Below are 17,888 nucleotides of genomic sequence, written 5' to 3'. Positions count from 1 at the left end.
GCTACGACAAACGCGGATACGTCTACCTCGGAACCGTCACCGCAGCAGCCCTGGTCATCTGGCTCCGCACATGATCGACCGGACAAGTCCTAGCAATCTCGACCCCGCCCAGGCCGCGAACGCCACCAGCGACCCCGTTGCCCGCATTCCCCAGGGCCGCACGACGGCGAGGGCCATGACGATCCCGGTGCCTGCCATGCCGATGGTCACGGTGTTGAGCACCACCCAGCCGGCCAGGTCGAATCCGTCGCCGATCGGTAAGAGTCCGGCGAGCGCGCCGACCACCCACGAGACCTTGATCAACAGGAGGACCTCGTCACCAGCGCCGCCCCCTACGCAGCCGGCCGACCCACCCGGTCCCATCGATCCACTGCGGGTTCCCTCCTCGGTCACGGGAACCACACCTTCATCCACCGCCCCGCCCCGTCACATCGTGCGCGGGTTGTGCGCCCATCATCCGCCAGGATGAAACTGACCAACACCCGACCCGCGCTTGGGGTGGTGGACGGAATGGCTGCGGCCGTAGCGGAGGAAGTCTTCCCCCAGACAGAGTGGGCAGCAGCCGGCCGGCGAGACGGTTCGTCCGGCAACGGGCCATCAGAATGGAATGGGCACACTCGTGGTGCCGCCGCCGAACGCCGACGTAGCAGACTGCGAGCAGCGGACCGGTGCCGTAGCAGCATACGGCGGCCATCTACAGTTGTAGACATAGGTCCCGCAACAACGGCCGCCACACCGTCCCAACGCGCCGCCTTCTCGCCGCCGCCCTGCTACCCATCAGCTCGGCACCGGCATGCGCCCCGGGCGAGGTCCGCGCCCTGCACCGGTCGGGCGTCCGCCTCAGGGGCTTCTGCGTCCGCTGGACCCACGCCGCCGCGGCCGCCACCCGGACGAACGCCCGTGCGGGCGGTCGGCTGGGGGGCCTGGTCCGCGCCCGCCCCGGCGGTACGCCCTTGTGCCCCCAGCGGGACAGCTTCTGGACGCAGACTCCACCGTTCGAGGAACTGAACCGATGGGAAAAGGCCCGGGCCGCCATCGGCACGGCAACCCGGGCACCTCTCCTGGTGCGGTCCTCGCCGGGGCTACCTCAACGCCCGGAAGGCAGTGCGGAGTTCTTCGGCCGGCAGCTGCGGCTGCTCCCGGGCCGCGAAGTGGCCGCCCCGGTCGGCCTGCGCTGCCAACGAGGCCTCCTGGGACCGGTGAAGCGGGATCAGGCCCGGACGACCCGGTAACTCAGCACCGGCCAGGGCAGGTTGGACTGGGCCAGCGAGCCGGTGGCCCACGGGCCGGCACCGGTGCAGTCCGCGCCGGCGTACAGCAGCACCGACGCGGAGCCATTGACGACCTGCACCGACCGGGCGGGCGTCGACAGCGTGTGGCAGGTGCCGAGGTCGGCGAGGTCGACCTCGGTGACCGCGCCGCTCCCGCCGGCGCCCGCGTACAGGTGGGCGCCCGGCTGCAACGGCGGCCAGCCGGTCGAGGCGGAGGCCGATCCGGCATCGAGGCCGAGAACGGCGACGACGACGGCCGCGGCGGCGGCCGATCCGCGGAGCAGGTCCTTGGGGGTGCGGAACATCTGAACCACCTTTCGTGGGTGTGAAGGGTGTGAAGGGCTGCCAGGAGGATACGGGTCAGGCCTGATTCTCCGCCTGGAACATCCAGCTCTGCTTCTCCAGTTCGGCGATCAGCCCGATCAGCAGATCCCCGGTGACGGCGTCCGCCCCGTCGGTCGCGGCGATCCGCTCGCGCAGCCGGCGGGTGACGGTGGCGAAGGTGTCCACCAAGGCGTTCACCACCGCCCGGTCCTCCAGCGGGCCATGCGCGATCGCGGGAACGGCGCTCGTGGCGGCGACGGTCGCGGCCCGGCCGTCCGGGGCGACCCCCAGCGCGGCGGCGCGTTCGGCGACGGTGTCTGCGAAGTCCCGGGCCGTGACGGCCACTTCGTCAAGCTGCCCGTGCAACGAACGGAAACGCGGACCGTACAGGTTCCAGTGCGCCTGCTTGGCCACCAGGGCAAGATCGAGGAGGTCCACCAGAGTGGCCTGGAGGGCACTGCCGGCGACGGCTCGGGCACTGCCGGGCAACGAGCTGTTGATGACGGGGGGTTCGGACATTGCTGTGTCCCTTCGGTGGGGGCGTGCGCTCTCCATCCTCGGCTCCGCGCCGCCGCTCGGCATCAGTCATCTGACGGTGCGGCAGGTACTGGGCGATCAAGGCTCGGCCGATTCACGGGACGCAGTCGGATGACAGCTGCCCGGTCCGCCGCCGACGAGCGTGTGGGCCTCGCCGGCCGCGCTGTCCTCGTCTCCGGCCGCTGCAAGGCAGCGGGCGAAGCCGTCGCCCCGCGAGATACGCGACAACGGCGGCCAATCCGCCTTCGTCGCCGCCGACATCGACTCCGAGGAGTCCGTCACCGCCCTGACCGCGGCCACCGTCGAGCGCTTCGGCCGGCTCGACGTCGCGGTCGGCAAAGCCGGGATCTCCCTCGCCTGCGGCCGCCGGGCCGACGAGCTCAGCGAGCGTGTCCAGCTGAAGGAAGCCCACCAAGGGCCGTCCAGTCGCGGGTGGTTGATCGCCCAGCTTCGAAGAAGGTTCTGTGGAGGGCCAGTTCGGGGGTGACGGTCGCTCGCGTCGGCCGAGGAGACGAGCGAGGCGACGGCGGATGCCGGCGGAGGGGTTGACCGCACTGGCTGCGGTCGGCGGCACGGCGGTGGTGCAGACTGCGGGAACGAGTGCCTGGCAAGGGCTGCGGCAGCCGGTGATCGGATGGTTCGGCCGCGAGGACAAGGAACGCGTGGCCATCGAGCTGGACCGCAGTGCGCACGCGCCGGCCACCGCCGACGAGGCCGGAGCGGAGGCCGTGCGCCGTGCCGTCCCGGCCGCGTGGCAGGCGCGTTTCGAGACGGCCCTCGCCGGGCCCGCCCCAGCGCTGAGCGCGCCCGGCGCCACTTCGCCGAGCACCACCTCCGGGGGCGGCATCCTCGCGGTCGGGCACGCCGAACACGTACGCGGGCTACAGGGCGTGTGTGGAGAGCGACCTGGTCCCGACGTTCGGCCACCGGCGCCTCCTGGACCTGCGGCCCGAGTATCTCGACGGCGGCTGGATCACCGCCCAACTCGTCAAATTGCTGATGAGAGGGGACGACTGCACGGAGAGCTCCCATGAAATCGATCTTCCACTCGGCGAGTTGCGCGATGAGTTCCCCATGACCAGCAGTTGGGCCTCTTTGGGCCAGGCCTATTGAGTCCAGGGGCGAGCTCTTCCGCCGAAGCCGGAGAATCGGGGAAGCTGTTGCGTGCACCGGGAAGTAATAGTGCTACTTCCTCCGCCGGACCTGGTCGTCCGCTCCACCGACAGCTCACCAGTCCGTTCCCGCTGGACCGCGGAGTGCTGCCGGTTCCGTCTCCCGCCGGGCGGGATGGAGTGACACGGGCAGCGGACACCACAGCGGGGGACGGTCGACCGGTTCGGCGTCGTGCGGGCGCTTCGTCGCGCATCGGGTGGTCCTTCCAGCCCGCCGCCGTTCAGCCTTGCGCGCGCACGCGCAGCCGCAGGCGGCTGGGGGCGAGGGTGGCTCCCAGGCGGGGCCTCGGCGGTCCGGCGTCGAGGGGTTCGAGTTCCCAGGCCGCGACGACGGCGCGCAGCGCGGCGGTGAGTTCGATCATGGCGAACCGGTGGCCCCCGCAGGAGCGCGGGCCACCACCGAAGGTGAGGAAGGTGCCCGGTTCGGGCGTCCGGCCGGTCCATCGATCGGGGCGGAAGGCGTGCGGGTCGGGGAAGTACGCGGCGTTGCGGTGCAGGGGGTAGGGGCTGTAGGCGACGGTGGCGCCCTCTTCCAGGGGGGGGTGCTGTCCAGGGCCGTGTGCTCGGTGACGGCGCGGGTGAGCAGCCAGGCCGGCGGGTGCAGTCGCAGGGCTTCGAGGACGACCCGGTGGCACAGCGAGCCGTCGTCGTGGCCGGGGCGGGCCGCCGCGTCCGCCGCGTCCGCCTGACCCTCCCGCTCGGCGAGTTCCGTCCGCAGGTCCCGTTGCACCTCGGGATGGAGCGCGAGCAGGTGGAGCATCCAGGCCAGGGCAGTCGCGCTGGTCTCCGTTCCGGCGGCCAGGAACGTGGCGGCGTGATCGATGAGTTCGGCGTCGCTCAGGCGCCCGCTCGGGTCCTGGGAGTCCTGGGCGGTGATCAGGCTGGCGAGCAGGTCCGGTTCCTCCGTGTCGAGGGGCCGGCCGCGGCGTTCCTCGACGGCGCTCGCGATGGTGGCGCGCAGGCCGGCGATGGCGTCCCGGTAGTGGCGGTTGGCGGGCAGCGGCAGGCGGCCCGCCGCGGGCGGCAGCAGCATCTGCAGGGGCACGCCGACGACCCAGGTGTCGATGTCGGACACCGCGGTGTCGAGTCGCTCCTCGGTGAGCGAGACGGAGAACAGGGTGCGCAGCGCGAGGCGGGTGGTGTAGGTCATCGTCGCGGCCATGACGTCCACGTGCTGTCCGTCGTACCAGGAGTCCGCCAGGCGTTCGGCCTCGGCGCGCATCGCCGGCCGGTAGCGGCGCAGCTGCTCGTCGCGGAAGGCCGGCTGCACCAGTCGCCGCAGGCGCCGGTGCCGGCTGTGGGGGCAGGTGGCGACGGCCTCGCCGAGGAGATCGCGCATCCGGTCGAAGAACGGGCCGCCCTTGTCGAAGGTGCGGTCGTCCCTGAGCATCTGTTGGGCGAGGTCGGGGGTGCAGACCACGGACAGGGGCATCGGGCCCAGTCGCAGCTGCGCCAGGTCGCCGCGGCGGGGCAGGTCGGTCAGGAAGCCGATCGGGTCGCGCAAGAGGGGCCAGGCGTCGCCGACTACGGGCAGGGGGCCGGGCATTTTCGCCTCCGGATGGGTCGTGACGGGGTGGTCAGGTGCTGTCGGGCGGCGTCCCGAGGTCGTCGAGGTAGCCGGGGCGTTCGGCCGGGATGATGTGTGCGGGGGTGTATCGGCCGGCCCGCTGGGCCCAGTCGTGGACACCGCGGATCAGGGTGCGCAGGGCGTCGTGCCGGTAGCGGTCGAGGAGGTCCCGTTCCGCCGGGGTGAGCCCCAGGCGGTCGCACTCCTGAGGCAGGCGCTCTTCGAGGTCGGTGAACCCCCGGACGCGGTCGGCGCGCATCCTCGCGACCTCCTCGACGGCCGCGTCGCGGGAGAGTCCCCGTTCGCGTCGCAGGACGAGGACGAGGTTGTGCGGGTCGCCGCGCGCCTCCTCCTTCTCCAGGGAGACCAGGTCGTTGTCCAGGATGACGAAGTCGGCGACGAGCTGCCGCATGGCCGTCACCGGAGCACTGGTGAACACCCGCTGCGGGACCTCGTAGTGTCCGGCCCGCTCCGCCATGTCGAGGGTCGGCTGCACCCCGATCGAGCGGCGGCGCTCGGGCAGATAGTCCGTCTCGGTCGGGGGTTCGCCGCGGCTGCGGCGGCGGGCTTCCGTCACGTAGCTCTCCAGGTACAGGTGCCAGTGCCGCTCCGCCCGGCTGCGCCAGTGCTCGGACATGCCGTGCCGGGACCGTGCCCAGATGTCGGCGAAGGCCGCGACGATCGGGGCGGGGGCGGCCGGTCCGGCCGTCCGTCCGGGTGCCGCAGGACGTCCTGCACCCCGTCGATCAGCGCCTGTGCCTGGACGGGGTCGTCGCCTCGCGGGCCGTCGAACTGGTCGTCGAAGAGGAAGAACCAGCTCTGCTGCTCGATGGCGAGGTCGAGTCCCTCGCCCGTGGCGGCGGGGTGGAAGCGGACTCCCAGGTCCGTGTAGTCGCCGTTGCGGTGGCGCCGAACCGCCTCGGGGGAGCGCAGCAGGCCGAAGCGGAGCAGCCACCGCATCTCCTCGTCGGCGACCCTGGCGGCGTCCGGGTTGACCCGGGCGGGGAACGGTATGTGCATGGGGATGTCCTGCGGCATGGCAGCTCCTTCCAGGAGCCGCAGCACCGCGCGCACGAGGGCGCGCGGTGTGCGGAGGCGACAGCCCTTCGTCCACTGTCCAGCCAAACATCACGGGCCGGTTCCCGCGAGGGAGGTCCCGCCCGGGCCCTGGAGGCCGGGTTGAGCAGGGGACGTCCCGCCCCCCGGCAGGGGATGCCTGCGCGCGGCGAAGGCCCGGGCCGGCAGGGCGGGCACCGGGCCGTGCGGCCGGAGCGGGCCCCTGCGACCGGAGTCTGCCGCTGTCCGACGAACCGCCGCGTCGCTCACCGCCCGCCTCCGGTGCGCGTCCAGGACGGGGGCCGGCGAGGGTGCGGGGCGGCCCGCCGGGGCGGGAGCGCAGGACGTACCGGACTCCGGGGACGTGGGTGAGCGCGCGCAGGACACGCCGGGAGTCCGCGGGCTCGCACAGCACCTTCACCTGGGGGCCCGCGTCGACGGTGAAGTACGCCGGCACGCCGCGCTCGCGCAGCCGCCACACCTCGCGGACCACCGCGACGGTGGCGGGCTCCCAGTACAGCAGCGGCGGGTCGGCGCCGAGCGCGGCAGCGTGCATGCGCAGGGCGTTGCGCTCCGCCGCTGTGCCGAGTGCGGCAAGGTCGCGGGCGCGCACCGCGTCCCGCACGGTGTCGAGGTCTGCCGCGCCGGCGGTGAGCCAGGCGTCGTAGAAGGGCGAGGTGTCCCTGGTGCGGGCCATGCCCTCGCGGGAGGGGACGCGCTTGGGACGGGTGTCCGTCACGGCGACGAGCACGGTCAGCGGCCAGTGCTCGGGGGGCGCGACCTGCGTGACGGTCCCGCCGCCGTCGCCGGGTCGCCACTGGACGAAGCCGCCGAGCATCGACCGGCACTCGGACCCGGAGCCGTACCGGGCGAGCGCCGCGAGCTCGTCCGGCGGCGGGCGGGTCGGCGCGAGTTAGGCGAGCGCGTGGGTGAGTGCCGCGTAGGCGGAGGCGGAGGAGGCGAGGCCGGCGGCGACGGGGAAGTCGGAGGCGACCGCCACCTCCAGCGGACGCGTGATGCCCAGGCGGGTACGGGCGTCGGCGACGAACCGCTGGAGGTCGGCGGTCGGGCCGGGAGGCTCCCAGCGGGTGCGGTCCGTGCGGGCTCTGCCCGTCCGCTCCCGCACGCAGGCGGCCGAGGCGAGGCCGTCCAGCGTCACGGACAGGCTGGGGCCGGCCGGCCCGCCGCCGGGCCCCGGCGTCCTTCCCCAGTACTTCACCAGGGCGACGTTCGCACTGGCCTGAGCCCAGACCACGGCCGGCCCCCCGTCGCGGATCGGCGCCCGCGCGAATCCCGTCATGTCTCGATCATGCGCGCCCCGGACACGGGCCCGCAAAACGGACCGGGCCTCACCGACGGCAGGCCACCCCCGGTTTCGTGGCACTGGCCCCGCCCGACGCGGCCAAGGACGAACTCGCCCCGGCCAGGATCACGCGCTTCCGTCTGCCCGAGTTCGAGCAGACCGCCCTGTGCTGATCCGTGGGTGCGGGCTGCGGACTCCGACAGCCGCTCGGTGTCCCGTCCGAGACCGGGTCGGTTTCGGGGTTCTGTCGGCCGGGCCACCGGGGGGGTGGTCGGCCGTCTCCGTGTCAGTCCATGGGCAGTTGGCTGGCCCAGGCCGCGAACGCGGCCTGGGTGCCCGATCCGGCGATGCCGTCGATGGCTCCGGAGTAGAAGCCGTCGCTCTTCAGGTACTGCTGGAGGGCCTTGATCGTTCCGGTTCCGACAACGCCGTCGATGGCCCCGGTGTACCCGTAGGAACGGAGGACCCGCTGCATGGCCTTCCAGCTTTCGGTCCCGAGGAGTCCGTCGATCGCACCCGTGTAGACCCCGACGTAGTAGCGGAGATAGAACTGGACCTGCTTCGCCTGGGAGGTGTTCAGCCCGAGGTCGACCACCTCGGTGATCAAGGCGGGTCCGGACGCCGTCGGGCTCCCTCCGGTACTGGCGGACGCCGGGGCCGCGCTGGCGGCCCCGACGGGGAGAAGGACTGCGGCCAGGGCAGTGGCCGCTATCAGGGAGAGCTTCACACGCCGGCGCATCCGAGATGACCCCTTTCGAGTCGGGCGGCAGGACCACCCACCGGTTGACGTTGCTCCCCGCGCCCATAGGGATGGCCCTCCGAGTCGGCTCAGGTCGATCCGGCGCGCTCGTCGCGCGCTCTTGTGCGCCCTTCCGCGCTCGGCGCGGGGACGGAAGGATGGCCCCGGCCGGGGTCGGTCCGGCCGGGCGTCGGGGAGGAGAGGTCATGGGCGAGCACGAGAAGCCGGCACCGGATCCGGGGACGGGGACGCCTCCGCCAGGCAACGCGGACGGCAAGGTCGACAAGCCCCAGCCGGGCACCGGCAAGCACAAGAAGTAGAAGGGGACGCGCGGTGACCGCGGTCGACGACACCACGAACCCGCCCACGGCCGCACCGTGGCGGCAGCGCCTTGACGCGGAGATGGCGCGTACCGGGCAGTGGCCGGACCGCTCGCCGTGGATCCGCCCCGCGGTCGCCGCGCTGCCCCGCGACCTGTTCGCACCCGGCCGCCTGTGGGACTGGGACGGCCACGCCTGGCAGCCCGTCGACCGCGACACCGCCCCCGAGCGGTGGCTCGAACTCCTCTACAGCCACCCGAGCCGGCCCGCGGTCACCCAGATCGCCGACGACCTGCCGTCGTCCAGCTTGTCCGCGCCGGCCGTCGTGGTCGACATGCTCGACTCGCTGCTGCTCGAACCCGGCCACCGCGTCCTGGAACTCGGCACCGGCACCGCGTGGAACGCGGCACTGCTCGCCCACCGCGCCGGGCCCGGCCGGGTGGCCTCGATCGAGGTCGACCCCGGCCTCGCTGCCGCCGCAGCCGCCCGCCTGCGGGCCGCAGGCCTGGACCTGGGTGTGCGGGAGGGCGACGGCACCTCAGGGCTGCCCGCCCGCGCGCCGTTCGACCGTGTCATCGCCACCTACGCCGTCGAGCGGATCCCGTGGACGTGGATCGAACAGACCGCACCGGGCGGCCGCCTTGTCGCACCCTGGGGCCGGCTCGGCCACGTCGCCCTCACCGTCGCCGACGACCACAAGACCGCGACCGGCTGGCTCCAGGGCCTGGCCCAGTTCATGCCCGACCGAACCACCACCACCGGCGCCCCGGCCCACGGCTTCGCCGACCTCCGCCGCAACGCCCCGCCCGGCCCCGAACAGCGCACGGATCGGGATCCCGCCGAACTTGCGGACTGGGACCTGCTGTTCCACCTGCGGGTCGCCCTCCCCGACGTCCGGGTGGAGACCGCGGCCGACGAGGACGGGGTGTCGGCGTGGATCCACGACGGCGTCTCGTCCTGGGCGACGCTCTCGTCCACACCCGACGGCGTGTTCGTCCACCAGGGCGGCCCCCGCCGCCTCGCCGACGAGATCGGCGCCGCCACGGACGAATGGACCGGGCTCGGCCGGCCGGAGGTGTACGACTACGGCATGACCGTCACACCGCACGAGCAGTGGACGTGGCTCAACAACGTGGACACCGGACCACGCTGGCCCACCCCGGCCTGACCTCACACCACGGACGGCTTCACCGGCACGTACGAACAGGCCCCACCCACCCGACGAAGGTCCCCTGCTCCCCGCGCCCGCAGGGACGGCGCCACTTTCACCGGGCCGCCCCCGGGTTGGAAGGCGAACTGACCGCGTGAGGCTCATCTGTGACCCCGTGTCCGGCGAAGTGGATACCATCGTTTCTCCCGAGGAACCCGACGCAGCGGCTGGTGCAGCACGGTATCCGGGCCCGGCGACGGCCCCGGCCCGGCAGGGGATTTCGCGCCATTGCGGTGCGGTGACGCCGCGTGACAATCACCCGCCACACCGTTGATCGTTCCGCCGCAGGTGTGTGAGCGTGGCAGCGACGGAACGGGCGGCCATGCGGGGCCGCCGCCGCGCAAGGAGGAACCCGGTGCCCACCCCCGACCGGCCACTGCGTTCGCTGGGCTTTCTGACCATCGGACTGTTCGACGAACACCGGCCCGCCGAAGGCCACGAAGCGACGCTGCGCTTGATCGAACTCGGCGAGCAACTCGGCTTCGACAGCGCCTGGTTGCGCCACCGACACCTCCAGTACGGCATCTCCTCGCCCCTCACCGTGCTCGCCGCCGCGAGCCAACGCACCCGCCGGATCGCCCTCGGCACCGCCGTCACCCCGCTCGGCTGGGAGAACCCGCTGCGGTACGCCGAGGACCTGGCGACCGTCGACGTGCTGTCCGGCGGCCGGCTCAACCCGGGCGTCAGCGTCGGCGTCCCCGCGCACTACGAGGACGTGAAGGACGCGCTGTACCCCGACTCCGCCGACCGCGAGGACTTCGGCTACGGCCGGGTCGAGCGGCTGCTCGGACTGCTGCGCGGCGACCCGGCAAGCGCTTTCCAGGGCACCGAGGGCATCGAGTCGTACTCGCCGCACGTCCAACCGCACGTCCCCGACCTGGCCGGACGGATCTGGTACGGCGGCGGCAGCCTGCGCTCCGCCCGCTGGGCCGGGCAGCACGGACTCCGGCTGCTCACCAGCAACGTGGTGAAGGCCGAGACCGGCACCGAGACCGGCACCGAGTTCGACGCCATCCAGCACGCCCAGATCCGCGCCTTCCGGGCCGCACACCCCGACGGCGAACGGGCCCGGGTCTCGCAGGGCCTGGTGGTGCTCCCCACCGACAGCGCCACCCCCGCCCAGCGGGCCAAGTACCGGGCGTACGCCGCCGCGCGACACGCCCGCACCCGCACCCCGCAGGGCCCCGCCCGGCTGCTGTTCGCCCCCGACCTGGTGGGCGGCTCCGACCAGCTCGCCGAACTCCTCTACGCCAACGCCTCGTTCCGCGAGGTCGACGAGGTGGCGATCGCCCTGCCGTTCACCTTCGCACCCGAGGACTACACCCAGATCCTCACCGACCTCGCCACCCGCCTCGGCCCCCTCCTGGGCTGGAAGCCCACCTCCGACTAACGACTGCCCGGCAAGACCGACCGGACAGCACCTGGCGGGCGCCACAGCCGAGTTCACCCGACGTGCACGGCCGAGGCGACCGCCAGGAGCAGGAACGCCCGCGGGAAAGCCAGGTTGTGCAGCACTCGCGCCTGCGGGCGCGGGGATGGCCCCGAGCGAGACCGACTGCGGCTCACACCGCTCCGGTCCGCGGCGGAGCCAGGCGGGCGGGTGCGCAGCGGGATCGCCCCGGCCCGGGGTAGCGCGGGCGACGGCGGGAGCAACGCGGTGACGTTCGCGCTGCTGGCGGGCGTGTTCGTTGGCGTCCGGGGTCGGGGCGTCCTCGGGCTCGCGCTGCCGGCCGAGCCGCCGGCGACCTCTCGCTCGTCGGCGACCTCTCGCTCGTCGGCGGCCTCGTCGAGTGAGGCCTGGCGGGCGGCGACGTCCTCGCGTGTCCGGCGGGCGGTGTCAGCCGTGGTACTCCAGGCCCTCGATGCAGAAGTGGGCCGCGCTGACCGGGGCGTCTCCCGCACGCTCGGCCCGCACCCACACCTGGAGACCACCCGAGCCGACATCCCCGCTGCACGCGAGACGCAGGTCGAGCTCTCGCTCCTGGATGTAGCGGGTGATGTCGGCTTCGACGGCGGACGGCTTGCGGCCGATCAGTTCGATGCCGTCCAGCAGCACTTGGGGGCCGGTGCGTCCGTGAACGCTGACCCCGACCAGCTCGGGGCCGTCCTCCTCGTGCCCGTAATGCGCGCTGATGCCGGCCCGGTCGTAGCGCTCGTCGGTCACGAGCCACTCTTCGGGATCGCCGTACTCGGCCCAGGAGCTGTGGGGCGGGTAAGGGCGGTAGCCGTCGCGGTCGGCCGGCGCCTCGCCGTCCAGCGCGTCCGACACCTGCCGCGGGCTCATTCCGAAGAGCAACGGCCCGACGCCCTTCAGAGGCGCGCACTGCCAGCGCGGCCGGTCAGTGTCGGCGGTCACCGGCCACGGCCCCGGATCGGCCGGCCTGTCACGGAATTCGCGCGGGCCCGCGACCGGCGCGGCGCCCCACAGGTCCTCGGCCAGCTCCGGGCCGGTGACCAGCAGGCCGGTGACCATCGCGTCCCGGCGCTGCACGCACCCCTCAGGTGTCAGCCCCCACTCCTGCGCCGCGTCCAACGAGACGCCCCACGTCGGCACCTCCGCCTCTCCGTACCGGTTCGTGCGCACCTCGACCTGTCCGTCCAGGGCGAGGCGGCGGAGGTCCGCACTCGCCTCGGAGGGCACCCGGCCGACCAGTTCGACCTCCCCCAGCCACACCAGCGGCCCACCCACGGCGTCGACTGCCACCGCGGTCAGCCCCGGTCCCGGCCCGTAGAACACGGTCAGCCCCGGCTCCCCGTAGTACTCGCTGCAGCTCCCGTCACTGCCGAAGTGCAAGCGCCCGGAGTCTGCCCCTCCCAGCACGGCCTGGACCTCCTGCGCATCCATCCCGAACCGCAGCGGCCCCACTCCCACCAGCGGCTTCAGCACCCACCGCACCCGGTCCCCCGGCTGCCTGCTCCACCAAGCCACGACAACACTCCCCCACGACCGACTCCGCCGGCACCCGGCACAACATGCCGATGATCTTGCCAGTCACCCCGGACACGCCCACCGACACCACCGCCGCCACCGACTCGGTGCGGGGCGAGCGGCCAACCAGCCTGCGCCGCACCCCGCTGCGGGAACCCGTCCGAGACACGTCTGGACGCTGACGCAGCGTGCGGACCGGGCGGCTGGAACCCGCTCCGGCCGCCAGGAGCCCGCGCCCGGTGCGCCGTGCCCGGGGCGGGGTGTCAGTAGGTGTCGGCGATCCAGGCATAGTCGTCGGGGTTGCGCATCTGGGTCAGGACGGTGCGCAGCCCGTCTTCGGGGTCGGCGTCGAAGAACCAGGGGACGGGGGCGAGGACGGGGGCGAGGCGGTCGGTGGCTTCGGTGTCGAGGAGGGTGTCGAGTTCGGCGGGGAGGGGGTCGTCGACGAGGCAGAGCCAGGCGAGGGCCGCGCCCACCCGGACCTCGGCCGGCCGGGCGGGGTCCCGCCACCAGGCGTGGGCGCGGGCGATCGTCGCGGCGTCGCGTTCCTCCCACCCCAGTTCGCCGATCCCCAGGACCAGGCTCGCGCGCGTCACCGGGTCGTCCTCGGCGTCCAGGCGCGCGTGCAGCGCGGCCGCGGCACGGTCGCGCGCGGGGGCGGCCGCGGCCGAGAGGGCGTAGGCGGTGCCGGTCCGGACGGCCGGGTCGGGGTGGTCGAGCAGGGGCAGCAGCAGGTCCGTGTCCGCGGTGAGGGCCTGCCGTGCGGCCTGGACGGACCAGGTGGCCACGTAGCCGCTGGGCTCGAAGATCAGGCCATCGGCGAGGGGGCTGGTGCGCAGGAGCCCGCCGCGGGTGCCGTCCCCGAGGTGGGGACGGCGGGCGAGGGCCCCGACCAGTCCGACAAGGCGGGGATGGGGACGGCTTGTGGCGATGCGGAGGAGGAACGGGAGGGCGAGCGCTCCGACGGCGTTGGGGGTGCCCTGGTGGCAGAGCATGTCCAACAGGATGTCCAGCTCGCGATCGGCCCTCTCCGCGTCACCGTGCCGGATCCGCCGCAGTCTCTCCGGCACGTCGCTGCCGGGCCCGAAGGCGTGGTGGAACTTCTCCCACGGCGCCGCGTCCAAGTGCAGGCCGTCCCTGGCACCGGCGGTCATCGCCCCCACGACCACCCGCACGTCCTCGGGCGTGCCCGCATGGAACTCCAGCCCGCCCTCCTCATAGATCGTCGGGACCTCGGCCCCGCCCCGCCAGCTCACGGGCTCAGACCTCCGGGAGCCGGTCGGCCGCCAGCGCCTTGTACTCGTGGTCCCGGTCTCCGAGCGAGAAGGTGCCGTCGGTGCAGTGCGCCGAGGAAGCGTGCACGGCGGCGATGGGATCGGCGGGAGTGGCCTGACCGGGATCGCGAAACGTCATGAGCCCATCGTTCCGGTCGGTACTGACATGCCACGCCGCGGTCCAACGGGTGGACCTTCTACAAAAAGCGTCGTTCCGCTGGCACATCGACTACCTCATGTCCACCCCGAATCTCGCGGAAGGCTGCACCGAGGCCCGCGTCGAACGCGCCGCAACCCACGCCGAACGCTGGTCCGACCACGCCCCCATCACGGCCGTCTTCGACCACACGTTCCAACCGCAGAATCCGGCACACGGCAGCAGAGGCAAAACGGCAATCGAATGCCCACCGCCCATCAGGGCGGGAGTAAGTGGCTGGGGCGATGCGGCCATCCCCGGCGCCGGCTGGCGACGGGGGGAGCGGGCGATCCCGCACGACAAGCACACGATCTGACCAGCGCCGCCACGAGCACACCGGACCGACAGCCTCATGCCGTGCACCCCGTCCTCCAACGTCGTCGCCGCCCGCAAGGCCCTCGCCGAGCGGCTGCGCGGCCTCCGCAGGGACGCCGGGATCACCGGCGACGAGCTGTCGGCCCGGTGCGGCTGGAACCCCGCCAAGACCTCCCGCCTCCAGTCCGGGAAGGCCGCGCCGTCGGATGCGGACATCAGGGCCTGGTGCCGGGCGTGCGAGGCCGAGGAGCAGACCCCGGAGCTGATCCGCCGTCTCCCGGGCCGTGGAGTCGATGTACGTCGAGTGGCGCCGCCCGGAGGCCGGAGGACTGCGTCAGGCCCAGGACTCCGTCCTCGACCGCCACCGCAGAACCCGCCGCTTCCGCGTCCACGCCTCCCGAACGATCCCCGGCATGGTCCGGACCCGCGCCTACACCGAGGCCGTGCTGCGCCACTCGTCCTCGGCCTCGGCCACGCAGGCGAACGAGCCGTCGCCGAGGGCCTCGCGACCATCGGCCGCCTGCTGACCGGCCGACCGACCGGCCGTAACCTACCGACCCATGACCACCAGTACCGACCTCGATCCGGACGACATCGCCGCTCTCCTCCACGACGTCCGCAGCTCGGCCGCGCGCCTGGCTGCCGGCCTCGACGCCCTCACGGACGTGGCTGCCGGCGAGCCGTCCGTGCTGCCCGGATGGAGCCGTGGGCACGTCATCACGCACCTGGCGCGTAGCGCCGACGTCTACCGATGGCTGCTCGCGCTGGCTCGCACCGGCATCGAGCCCGGAGCCCGGGCGGACGCCGCCGCCCTGGACCACGCGCTGCGGGACGGCGCCGGTCGCGGCGCCGCCGAGCTCGTCGCGGACCTGCGCGGCAGCCTGGCCCGGCTGCTCGACGAGGCCGCAGCGATGCCCGCCGACCGCTGGCCCACCCTGGTCACCGCCCTCGCGGGATGGCGACACCCCGCCTGGTACACCCTCCACCGTGCCCGGCGCGAACTCGAAACCCACCACGTCGACCTGAAGCTCGGTTACACCGCCGTCGACTGGCCCACCGGCTACGTCACCTGGGCGCTCGACGAGACCATCGCCGCCCTGGCCGCACGCAACTTCCCGGTGGCCCGCGTCGAGGCGACCGACCTCGACCGCTCCTGGACCCTCTCACCCACCGGCCCGACCGCGGCCGGCCCCGCCCGCACGCTCCTCGCCTGGCTCGCCGGCCGCGGCCCGGACGAAGGCCTCCGGTCGGCCCGGCACTTGCCGACACCACCGACATGGCCGCTCCCGCCGGAGCCGGGTTGGGGGCGTGCGCGTCCCTGACGGAGGGACGGACGGCGTGTCGCAGCCGGCGGCTATGCCCGAACGGTCTGCTTGCCGCAGCGGTGCGCGACGGCCTCGGCGAAGGCGCGGGCCAGCGGGAAGACGGCGTCCCAGCGGCGCACCGCCCAGCCCGCGGTGAGGACGGGGAGCGCCGGGATGGGGATCAGTCGCAGGTCGGGGTGCCCGGGGCCGCTCCAGGCGGGCAGGGCCGGGACGACGGCGAGGCCCAGTCCCAGTTCGGCCAGCAGGATCGCGGTGTCCCAGTCGGTGACGCTGGTGTCGAACACCGGCCGGATCCCGGCTTCCGCGAGCCAGGCGCCGAGTTGCAGGCGGGAGGTGGAGTTCTGCGGAAGCCCGATGAGCCGGGCGTCCTGCAGGTCGGCCGGTTCGACGCGGTCCCTGGCCGCGAGCGGGTCGGACGCCGAGACGGCGAGCGCCCAGGGGATTTCGACGACGGGGCGTTGTTCGACGGCGCGATCGGTGGGCCCCAGGGTGACCCAGGCGAGGTCGGCGCGGCCGGCGGCGAGCGCGTCGAAGCAGCCGCGGCTGGAGGTCTCGGTCTGGAATTCGAGGCTGGCGCGGGGATATCGCCGCCGGAAGTCGACGACGGCCGCGGACATGAAGTGCCGAACGGTCGTGGCTCCCGTCGTGACCCGTACCGATCCGCCTTCCGCGCGCGCGGCCTCGTCGAGTCGGCGCAGGGCGTGGTCGATGCTGCCCAGGCCCTCGGTGACCGCCGCGTTCAGCGTGTGTCCGGCCGACGTGGGCACCACGCCTCGCGTGTGCCGTTCCAGCAGGCTCAGGCCCACCTCCCGCTCCAGCCGCTTCACGTGCTGGCTGACCGCGGACTGCGTGCAGGAAAGGTCACGGGCCGCCGCGCTCAGCGAGCCGGCCCGGCAGACCGCGGCGAAGACGCGGAGATCGTCGAGAGTCACGACGACCCAAGGTATCGCTTGGGTCGATACCAGTAAATCCGTTGATTGACTTGGGTCTTGGGGCGCTTGATCATTGCTGCTCAGGGCGGCAACCCGCTCGTCGCTCGCCCGTGCCGGACGCGGTGCGCCGAGCGGCCGGCGGGTGTCGACCCGTCTCGCGCCGAAGGGCGACGGCGTGGTCCACGCGCCGCTCCTCCCGTCGGCCCCCGTCCGCCCACCCGGCTGGACGGGCCTCCCAAGGACGACAGGAGCTCGGATGAACACGACCCCGCTGACGGTGGCTGTCCTCGGACCGGGTGGTGTCGGAGGCCTGATCGGTGCACTCCTCGCCCGTGCCGGGCACCGCGTCGTCTGCCTGGCCGGCGAGCCGACCGCCACCGCACTGAACACGGGCGGCCTGCGCGTCGAAAGCGCCCACTACGGGGACTTCACCGCAACGGTCGAGGCGGACACCCGGCTGCGAGCGGCGGTCGACGTCCTCTTCGTGACGGTCAAGCAGACCTCCCTGGACGACGCCCTCGACCGCGTCCCGGCCGCCGCCCTCGGCAACGCGGTAGTGATCCCGTTGCTCAACGGCCTCGACCACCTCGGCCTGCTGCGCGATCGCTACCCCGCGGCCGAGGTCGTCGCCGGCACGATCAGGGTCGAATCCACCCGCACCGCACCGGGGCGGATCCGCCACACCAGCCCCTTCGCCGACCTCGAACTCGCCGCACCCCTCGACGAGTTCGCGGACCGACTGCGGCACGCCGGCCTCGGCGTGACGCTGCGAAGCGACGAGACGGCGATGCTCTGGGACAAGCTCGCCTTCCTCGCCCCGCTCGCCCTGCTGACCACCCGACACCGCGCCGACGTCGGAACGATCCGCGGCGACCTGCGCCCCGAACTGCTCACCGTGGTCGACGAGATCACCGCGGTGGCCCGGGCCGCCGGCGCACCGGTGACGACCGAGACCGTGCTCTCCTTCTTCGATCGCGTCCCGGACACCATGAAGTCCTCCATGCAGCGCGACGCCGAGGCCGGACGCCCCATCGAGGTCGACGCCATCGGCGGGGCGGTCCTCCGCGCCGGCGCCGCCCACCACGTCGAAACCCCGGTCACGGCCCGACTGGTGGCGGACGTCGTACGCCTGACGACCCAGGAGGCCTGAACCCGATGCGCCGATCCGTCCCGTCCGACGGCGGCTCACCGGGAAGCGACCGCGCCCCGGCGGCCGCCCGGCCCGCCGTCCGGGCCCTCCTGCGCGCCCGCGGCGCCGACGAGACAGCGCGGTCGTGTATCCCCGGTTGGCGAGCGGGCGACCGGTGGTCTTCCGCGACCGCTTCACCGGCCGCGAACACACCCCGTCACCGCCGGACGTGCGCGCCTTCGTCGAGATCACCGCGGCCAACGAACTCGACGTGCTCTGTACCCGGACA

General features: G+C 73.4%; 18 protein-coding genes and 4 pseudogenes. 9 read left to right on the top strand and 13 right to left on the bottom strand.

Features of this window, described 5'->3' with window-relative positions; all coding sequences use genetic code 11:
- Positions 1-54: 54 nt before the first annotated feature.
- From ACWEMJ_RS26695 to ACWEMJ_RS26685, 3 genes are all read right to left on the bottom strand, one after another.
- Positions 55-393, bottom strand: a complete 339-nt coding sequence (locus ACWEMJ_RS26695) for a hypothetical protein (RefSeq protein ID WP_452139667.1) — start codon at positions 391-393, stop codon at positions 55-57.
- An 817-nt stretch (positions 394-1,210) separates the two neighbouring features.
- Positions 1,211-1,576, bottom strand: coding sequence for a hypothetical protein (locus tag ACWEMJ_RS26690; protein ID WP_452139666.1), 366 nt, complete (start codon positions 1,574-1,576; stop codon positions 1,211-1,213).
- Between the two features lie 55 nt (positions 1,577-1,631).
- Complete coding sequence (locus ACWEMJ_RS26685; RefSeq protein ID WP_452139665.1) at positions 1,632-2,114, bottom strand: Dps family protein; 483 nt, start codon at positions 2,112-2,114, stop codon at positions 1,632-1,634.
- Positions 2,115-2,274: 160 nt separating this feature from the next.
- On the opposite strand from ACWEMJ_RS26685, the gene ACWEMJ_RS26680 reads away from it, so the two are divergent.
- Entirely contained in the window at positions 2,275-2,619 is a 345-nt protein-coding gene (locus ACWEMJ_RS26680) for an SDR family oxidoreductase (RefSeq protein ID WP_452139664.1), read from the top strand.
- Positions 2,620-3,026: 407 nt separating this feature from the next.
- Entirely contained in the window at positions 3,027-3,245 is a 219-nt protein-coding gene (locus tag ACWEMJ_RS26675; RefSeq protein ID WP_452139663.1) for a hypothetical protein, read from the top strand.
- Between the two features lie 280 nt (positions 3,246-3,525).
- On the opposite strand, the gene ACWEMJ_RS26670 is transcribed toward ACWEMJ_RS26675, so the two are convergent.
- The 6 genes and pseudogenes from ACWEMJ_RS26670 to ACWEMJ_RS26645 all read right to left on the bottom strand — a co-directional run bounded on the left by ACWEMJ_RS26670 (position 3,526) and on the right by ACWEMJ_RS26645 (position 7,837).
- Positions 3,526-3,939, bottom strand: coding sequence for a cytochrome P450 (locus ACWEMJ_RS26670; RefSeq protein WP_452139669.1), 414 nt, complete (start codon positions 3,937-3,939; stop codon positions 3,526-3,528).
- Positions 3,867-4,850: pseudogene (locus ACWEMJ_RS26665) on the bottom strand (cytochrome P450); the annotation flags it as partial. The pseudogene ACWEMJ_RS26665 and the gene ACWEMJ_RS26670, both read right to left, overlap by 73 nt.
- A 31-nt stretch (positions 4,851-4,881) precedes the next feature.
- The gene (locus tag ACWEMJ_RS26660; protein ID WP_452139668.1) at positions 4,882-5,532 is read right to left on the bottom strand and encodes a terpene synthase family protein; all 651 of its coding nucleotides are present in this window, start codon (positions 5,530-5,532) and stop codon (positions 4,882-4,884) included.
- Entirely contained in the window at positions 5,445-5,909 is a 465-nt protein-coding gene (locus ACWEMJ_RS26655; protein ID WP_452139671.1) for a hypothetical protein, read from the bottom strand. Before ACWEMJ_RS26655 ends, ACWEMJ_RS26660 begins: the two co-directional genes overlap by 88 nt.
- Before the next feature lie 391 nt (positions 5,910-6,300).
- Positions 6,301-7,227, bottom strand: a pseudogene (mvaD, locus tag ACWEMJ_RS26650) (diphosphomevalonate decarboxylase); the annotation flags it as partial.
- 289 nt (positions 7,228-7,516) lie between these two features.
- Positions 7,517-7,837 (bottom strand): peptidoglycan-binding domain-containing protein, encoded by a 321-nt coding sequence (locus ACWEMJ_RS26645; RefSeq protein ID WP_452139662.1) that lies wholly within the window; start codon positions 7,835-7,837, stop codon positions 7,517-7,519.
- A gap of 465 nt (positions 7,838-8,302) precedes the next feature.
- Here ACWEMJ_RS26645 and ACWEMJ_RS26640 point away from each other — a divergent pair, with 465 nt between their 5' ends.
- The gene (locus ACWEMJ_RS26640; RefSeq protein ID WP_452139661.1) at positions 8,303-9,457 is read left to right on the top strand and encodes a methyltransferase domain-containing protein; all 1,155 of its coding nucleotides are present in this window, start codon (positions 8,303-8,305) and stop codon (positions 9,455-9,457) included.
- A gap of 397 nt (positions 9,458-9,854) precedes the next feature.
- A complete protein-coding gene (locus tag ACWEMJ_RS26635) occupies positions 9,855-10,889 on the top strand; it encodes an LLM class flavin-dependent oxidoreductase (RefSeq protein WP_452139660.1) in 1,035 nt (344 codons plus the stop codon).
- A 447-nt stretch (positions 10,890-11,336) separates the two neighbouring features.
- On the opposite strand, the gene ACWEMJ_RS26630 is transcribed toward ACWEMJ_RS26635, so the two are convergent.
- From ACWEMJ_RS26630 to ACWEMJ_RS26620, 3 genes are all read right to left on the bottom strand, one after another.
- Positions 11,337-12,386 (bottom strand): hypothetical protein, encoded by a 1,050-nt coding sequence (locus tag ACWEMJ_RS26630; RefSeq protein WP_452139659.1) that lies wholly within the window; start codon positions 12,384-12,386, stop codon positions 11,337-11,339.
- Positions 12,387-12,691: 305 nt separating this feature from the next.
- Positions 12,692-13,684: a hypothetical protein gene (locus ACWEMJ_RS26625; protein WP_452139658.1), complete on the bottom strand. Its 993-nt coding sequence runs from the start codon at positions 13,682-13,684 to the stop codon at positions 12,692-12,694.
- A 4-nt stretch (positions 13,685-13,688) separates the two neighbouring features.
- Positions 13,689-13,841 (bottom strand): hypothetical protein, encoded by a 153-nt coding sequence (locus ACWEMJ_RS26620; protein WP_452139657.1) that lies wholly within the window; start codon positions 13,839-13,841, stop codon positions 13,689-13,691.
- Positions 13,842-13,920: 79 nt separating this feature from the next.
- Here ACWEMJ_RS26620 and ACWEMJ_RS26615 point away from each other — a divergent pair.
- The 4 genes and pseudogenes from ACWEMJ_RS26615 to ACWEMJ_RS26600 form a co-directional block, all read left to right on the top strand.
- Positions 13,921-14,046 (top strand): annotated as a pseudogene (locus ACWEMJ_RS26615) (exodeoxyribonuclease III); the annotation flags it as partial.
- A gap of 204 nt (positions 14,047-14,250) precedes the next feature.
- A pseudogene (locus ACWEMJ_RS26610) lies at positions 14,251-14,403 on the top strand (helix-turn-helix domain-containing protein); the annotation flags it as partial.
- Positions 14,404-14,506: 103 nt separating this feature from the next.
- The gene (locus ACWEMJ_RS26605) at positions 14,507-14,740 is read left to right on the top strand and encodes a hypothetical protein (protein WP_452139670.1); all 234 of its coding nucleotides are present in this window, start codon (positions 14,507-14,509) and stop codon (positions 14,738-14,740) included.
- 33 nt (positions 14,741-14,773) lie between these two features.
- Positions 14,774-15,535, top strand: a complete 762-nt coding sequence (locus ACWEMJ_RS26600; protein ID WP_452139656.1) for a maleylpyruvate isomerase family mycothiol-dependent enzyme — start codon at positions 14,774-14,776, stop codon at positions 15,533-15,535.
- Between the two features lie 32 nt (positions 15,536-15,567).
- On the opposite strand, the gene ACWEMJ_RS26595 is transcribed toward ACWEMJ_RS26600, so the two are convergent.
- Positions 15,568-16,470, bottom strand: a complete 903-nt coding sequence (locus ACWEMJ_RS26595; RefSeq protein WP_452139655.1) for a LysR family transcriptional regulator — start codon at positions 16,468-16,470, stop codon at positions 15,568-15,570.
- A 256-nt stretch (positions 16,471-16,726) separates the two neighbouring features.
- Here ACWEMJ_RS26595 and ACWEMJ_RS26590 point away from each other — a divergent pair, with 256 nt between their 5' ends.
- Entirely contained in the window at positions 16,727-17,620 is an 894-nt protein-coding gene (locus tag ACWEMJ_RS26590; RefSeq protein ID WP_452139654.1) for a ketopantoate reductase family protein, read from the top strand.
- The last annotated feature ends 268 nt before the right edge of the window (positions 17,621-17,888 follow it).

This window comes from Kitasatospora sp. NPDC004531 (genome assembly GCF_053602195.1).
The sequence above is the reverse complement of the archived record's forward strand: the minus strand, read 5'-3'. Positions and strand labels throughout refer to the sequence as shown.

Bases quoted from the DNA above. Each gene is read 5' to 3' on its own strand.
- ACWEMJ_RS26690 (WP_452139666.1), bottom strand. From the start codon at position 1,576: ATGTTCCGCACCCCCAAGGACCTGCTCCGCGGATCGGCCGCCGCCGCG.
- ACWEMJ_RS26685 (WP_452139665.1), bottom strand. From the start codon at position 2,114: ATGTCCGAACCCCCCGTCATCAACAGCTCGTTGCCCGGCAGTGCCCGA.
- ACWEMJ_RS26655 (WP_452139671.1), bottom strand. From the start codon at position 5,909: ATGCCGCAGGACATCCCCATGCACATACCGTTCCCCGCCCGGGTCAAC.
- ACWEMJ_RS26620 (WP_452139657.1), bottom strand. From the start codon at position 13,841: ATGACGTTTCGCGATCCCGGTCAGGCCACTCCCGCCGATCCCATCGCC.
- ACWEMJ_RS26605 (WP_452139670.1), top strand. From the start codon at position 14,507: ATGTACGTCGAGTGGCGCCGCCCGGAGGCCGGAGGACTGCGTCAGGCC.
- ACWEMJ_RS26600 (WP_452139656.1), top strand. From the start codon at position 14,774: ATGACCACCAGTACCGACCTCGATCCGGACGACATCGCCGCTCTCCTC.
- ACWEMJ_RS26590 (WP_452139654.1), top strand. From the start codon at position 16,727: ATGAACACGACCCCGCTGACGGTGGCTGTCCTCGGACCGGGTGGTGTC.